Genomic DNA, 4,047 nt, shown 5'->3' with positions numbered 1-4,047 from the left:
TGCATGAAGGCCCTCAATGGCCGTTGAGGGTGGGTCCCAATTTACCCGGAAAACACACGGAATTATCCATACAAGGCTGTTACTGAGGAGTAGCGTAATGTCAGTCACCCTGGCGTTTGATGTATACGGAACCCTGATCGATACCCGTGGTGTTGTGGGATTGCTGGAAGGCTGGATGGGTGATCTGGCAGAAGACTTTTCTCAATGCTGGCGTGAAAAACAGCTGGAATATGCGTTTCGCCGGGCGCTCATGCGGCATTATGCCGATTTTTCGGTATGCACTCGAGAAGCGCTCGATCACACCTGCCTGCGCTTTGATCAGCCACTGACCGATGAGCAAAAGAATGAACTGATGGCCTTTTACCGCAAGTTGCCGGTCTATGAGGATGTCCCCGAGGCCTTAAGGGCTCTGAAGCTGGAAGGTTATCGGCTGTACGCCTTTTCCAATGGCAGTCGCCGCTCTGTTGCGGGCCTGCTGGAGCATGCGGGTATTGCCGATTGTTTTCATGGCATTGTCAGCGTGGAGGAGCAGCGTTCATTCAAACCTGATCCGGGGGTGTACAGTTATTTCCTGCGCGAGGCCAAGGTGTTGAATCACAGCAGCTGGCTGATTTCAGGTAATCCGTTTGATGTGATCGGTGCCATTTCGGCAGGGATGAATGGCGCCTAGGTGCAGCGTTCCTCTCAGGCGCTGTTTGATCCCTGGGGAGTAGAGCCCACTCTGACGGTGCGTCGTCTGAGTGAGCTGGGTGAAACACTGGGGCGACACCTGGCATCAAAGAAATGATACGTGGTATGTAATATGTATCATTAATACGAATTACTTGCCTCGATATACGCCTTCGCGCTTCTCAACAAAGGCATTCACGGCTTCGGCGTGATCGTCGGTGTTATGGAGCATGCCTTGCCAGGCCGCACAGAGCTCCAGAAAGTCATCCAATTCATGGCGTTGGGCCTGCTTCATCAAGCGTTTGCTCATTCTCAGTGCATGTGGCGGTTTGGCCGCCATCTGGCGAGCCAGTGTCATTACCCGCGTCATCAGCTGTTCTGCTGCAACCTCTTCCATCATCAGGCCCAGCTCAACGGCTTCTTCAGCATGTACCAGTCGTCCGGTCAGGGTGATTTCGGCGGCTCGCTGATAGCCGATCAGGCGCTGCAGAAACCAGGCACCGCCGTCGCCCGGAATAATGCCCAGATTGACAAAGGTTTCGCCGAAGGTGGCGCGCTCTGACCCGATGCGGATATCGCACATGCAGGCGAGGTCGCAACCGGCGCCAATGGCGGGGCCGTTGACGGCTGCAATGATGGGGGTTTCGGCACGGTGAATGGCGCGGGGAATGCGCTGAATGCCCTCGCGGTACTTGCGCTCAAGCTCCAGCGCATCGCCGCCAAAGGGGCCCTGGCGATGATCGCCGTCTCTGAGCTGCATCTCCTTGATATTGCCGCCCGCGCAGAAAGCACTTCCTTGGCCGGTGATCACCAGCACGGAAACAGAAGGGGCGCGGTTGGCCCACTCGACTGTGGCAACGATATCGTCGATCAGCGCGGTGCCGGTCAGTGCGTTGCGAACATCATCTCGTGCCAGTGTCAGCACGGCTACGCGCTCTTCCAGCTCCAAGCGTGCGTCTTGCAGTCGAGGCAACTGATCAGTCATGAAGGGCTCCCTTTATATTTTTGTCGTGGGGTCTGATCCAGTTATCGAGAATACCAGATCCACACAAACGTAGGGGAGCGCTTCAGATCATTAAAGTGAAGCGCGCTGTATCAATCCAGGTGCAGGACTTCCTTTTCACCCGGGATGCGGAACTGGCTCATCTCTTCGTTGAGCACGTCCACCTGGCGGCCGTCCTGTGTGAGGATTTCGGGCGGCTCCTGTTTCCACTCAACAGGCTTGAGGCCGAAGGTACGCTTGCCCTCGTAGTGCTGTCGCATAACAAGCATAACGGTGCGTCCATCTTCACCGGTGGCGAAAAAGCTGCTGTCGTAGTGTTTATGCATGGTAAGAACCCTTTTTGTATCTCATTTTATTATTGGTCGGGAAGCATGCTGTAACCAAATCCCTGTTTGGTTGTAGATCAACATACTTCAGCCGATTCTAAAATACAAAAGTCGTATTGCAGTTGACTTATATTTAGCATAAGCAAAATTTATGAAAGTTTCGAGTCAGGAATACCCTTATATCCATACAGCTGTAAAAAGGGCTAACTGGCGCGGGGAATGTCGCTCCAGCGAGTCGTATAGGCCGGTGACAGCCTCTGTCTTTTCATCTGCCATTCCTTACAGGTGCCCTGGCCTGCGATAAAAACACGGCCCTTGCCGCTGTGATTGATACGGTCCAGTTTCGGTATGGGCATACCGACAGCAGGAGGATTGGGAGGGGAAGCGCAGAGTGCAAATCGATGGCATAGACCTATCGAGATCACTCAGTGATGTGAATATACAGGGTTCTGAGGCTGGAATCGGAAGCGAGAGTTTCAATCAGTGAAAAGCCATGGCGTTCATAATAGGCAATTAGTTCTGAAATATTTTCACACTCCAGGATGATGATACGACCGCCTATCAACTGTTTTGCCGCGGCAAAAACCGCAAAGGCTTCACTTAAGATATCGGTCAGTCCAATAGGGTTGCCGTCTATAGACATATTTTTACCCAGTTGACCGATGAGGAAAGACCGAATGCGTTCAGCGTCTTTGCTGATGCCGTCCAAGGAACGAACCTTGGTCTTGCTGAGTCCCAAGCCTTCAAGGATCAGCTCTTTAAAGGACACAGAAAAGTAAGCCAGTAAGTCGCCTGTAGTGGCATCCAAAATCAAATAGGTTCGTGCATTGCCAGTTTTCTCAAAGCGGATGGCTTTGCTGGGGTTCGTCAGGAAGTTTTCGACATCGACGTTGCGAGGACACGAAAAAGTGCTGAGGAGCTTGACTGAATCGTCTACCCCAAGCTCTCTCAGCAGGTCTCCGAGTTGGACAATCGTTGTTTTAATAACTTGATACCTTTTGCACTTTCGGCCTTGTAGTCGCGTTTGGCGACCTTGATCAAGCGTGGGTGCGCCAAGTCATAGTGAATGCGATCAATAGACTCCTGGTCCGTGACCACAAAGCTCTTATCAAACGATGTTGTTGCCATGGTGGCACCTCCTCTTTGGTAGTTGCCTAAATGAAGTATAACACCTTGCAAGAAGAGGACACAGGCCTTCTTTGTATATGCGAACAGTAATGGGGAAGCGGTGGATCACCGCGTTCACGGTCAATTGCGCTGTATAAATAAGGTTCTTCACCGGATGTGGTGGGCCAGCCTTCAGGTTCGCGCCTCTTTCTTGCATTATGGGTCCATTTATCAACCTTTTCTCGGGTGTACGAATGGACCAGCAGACTCTCTATGAACGGATTCTCGGCCTATCATCCCCTTGGTATGTCACTGGCGTTGATCTGAATGAAGATCACCAAGAGGTCACTGTCCATGTCAGCTGTGATGCTGGCGTGAAGCTCAGCTGCCCGCTGTGTGGCCAGCCATCTCCCCGTTATGACAGTCGCAGACGCACCTGGCGCCATTTGGATACCTGCCAATTTCAAACATGGGTGACAGCAGATGTGCCCAGAGTGCAGTGTGCCCAGCATGGCTGTCGTACCGTGCAGGTCCCCTGGGCTGAGGGCAACAGTCGCTACACCCAGCTGTTTGAAGCACGTGTCATTGGGTGGCTCAAAGAGGCCTCCATTCACGCCGTCGGCCGGCAGCTGAAGCTTAGCTGGAGTGCCATCGATGGCATCATGGCACGCGCCGTCAAACGTGGGCTTAAAACACGTCAGGCGCTATCCAGTCAGCACATTGCAGTGGATGAAACCTCCTTCAGGAAAGGCCATGATTATGTCACGATCATTTCCAATGCAGAGGGATTGGTTCTGGCGGTAGAAGATGGGAAATCATCCGAGAGCCTTGCTTGCTTCTATCAACGGCTGACCGAACAACAGAAGCGCAATGTCCGCTCTGTATCGATGGATATGAGTCCGGCCTACCGGAAAGCTACATTGCAGTATGTGCCGGATGCTC

The 4,047-nt window shown here is 52.7% G+C and carries 7 protein-coding genes; 2 read left to right on the top strand and 5 right to left on the bottom strand.

Features of this window, described 5'->3' with window-relative positions; all coding sequences use genetic code 11:
* The first annotated feature begins 97 nt into the window (after positions 1–97).
* Entirely contained in the window at positions 98–670 is a 573-nt protein-coding gene (locus tag H9C73_RS15920; RefSeq protein ID WP_328797993.1) for a haloacid dehalogenase type II, read from the top strand.
* Positions 671–820: 150 nt separating this feature from the next.
* On the opposite strand, the gene H9C73_RS15915 is transcribed toward H9C73_RS15920, so the two are convergent.
* From H9C73_RS15915 to H9C73_RS15895, 5 genes are all read right to left on the bottom strand, one after another.
* Positions 821–1,654, bottom strand: coding sequence for an enoyl-CoA hydratase-related protein (locus H9C73_RS15915; protein ID WP_209288886.1), 834 nt, complete (start codon positions 1,652–1,654; stop codon positions 821–823).
* 110 nt (positions 1,655–1,764) lie between these two features.
* Entirely contained in the window at positions 1,765–1,998 is a 234-nt protein-coding gene (locus tag H9C73_RS15910) for a hypothetical protein (protein ID WP_209288885.1), read from the bottom strand.
* 203 nt (positions 1,999–2,201) lie between these two features.
* Complete coding sequence (locus H9C73_RS15905) at positions 2,202–2,354, bottom strand: DUF4113 domain-containing protein (protein ID WP_209288884.1); 153 nt, start codon at positions 2,352–2,354, stop codon at positions 2,202–2,204.
* 65 nt (positions 2,355–2,419) lie between these two features.
* A complete protein-coding gene (locus H9C73_RS15900; RefSeq protein WP_209288883.1) occupies positions 2,420–2,812 on the bottom strand; it encodes a hypothetical protein in 393 nt (130 codons plus the stop codon).
* A 134-nt stretch (positions 2,813–2,946) separates the two neighbouring features.
* Positions 2,947–3,126, bottom strand: coding sequence for a hypothetical protein (locus H9C73_RS15895; RefSeq protein WP_209288882.1), 180 nt, complete (start codon positions 3,124–3,126; stop codon positions 2,947–2,949).
* Positions 3,127–3,359: 233 nt separating this feature from the next.
* Between H9C73_RS15895 and H9C73_RS15890 the strand changes: the two genes are divergently transcribed.
* Positions 3,360–4,047 (top strand): transposase (locus H9C73_RS15890; RefSeq protein WP_209288881.1); only part of this gene is annotated, 688 nt, incomplete at its 3' end.

Origin of the sequence: Marinobacterium alkalitolerans (assembly GCF_017776525.1) — a bacterium.
Classification (GTDB): Bacteria; Pseudomonadota; Gammaproteobacteria; order Pseudomonadales; family Balneatricaceae; genus Marinobacterium; species Marinobacterium alkalitolerans.
The sequence above is the reverse complement of the archived record's forward strand: the minus strand, read 5'-3'. Positions and strand labels throughout refer to the sequence as shown.

Bases quoted from the DNA above. Each gene is read 5' to 3' on its own strand.
- H9C73_RS15905 (WP_209288884.1), bottom strand. From the start codon at position 2,354: ATGCCCATACCGAAACTGGACCGTATCAATCACAGCGGCAAGGGCCGT.
- H9C73_RS15910 (WP_209288885.1), bottom strand. From the start codon at position 1,998: ATGCATAAACACTACGACAGCAGCTTTTTCGCCACCGGTGAAGATGGA.
- H9C73_RS15920 (WP_328797993.1), top strand. From the start codon at position 98: ATGTCAGTCACCCTGGCGTTTGATGTATACGGAACCCTGATCGATACC.
- H9C73_RS15915 (WP_209288886.1), bottom strand. From the start codon at position 1,654: ATGACTGATCAGTTGCCTCGACTGCAAGACGCACGCTTGGAGCTGGAA.
- H9C73_RS15895 (WP_209288882.1), bottom strand. From the start codon at position 3,126: ATGGCAACAACATCGTTTGATAAGAGCTTTGTGGTCACGGACCAGGAG.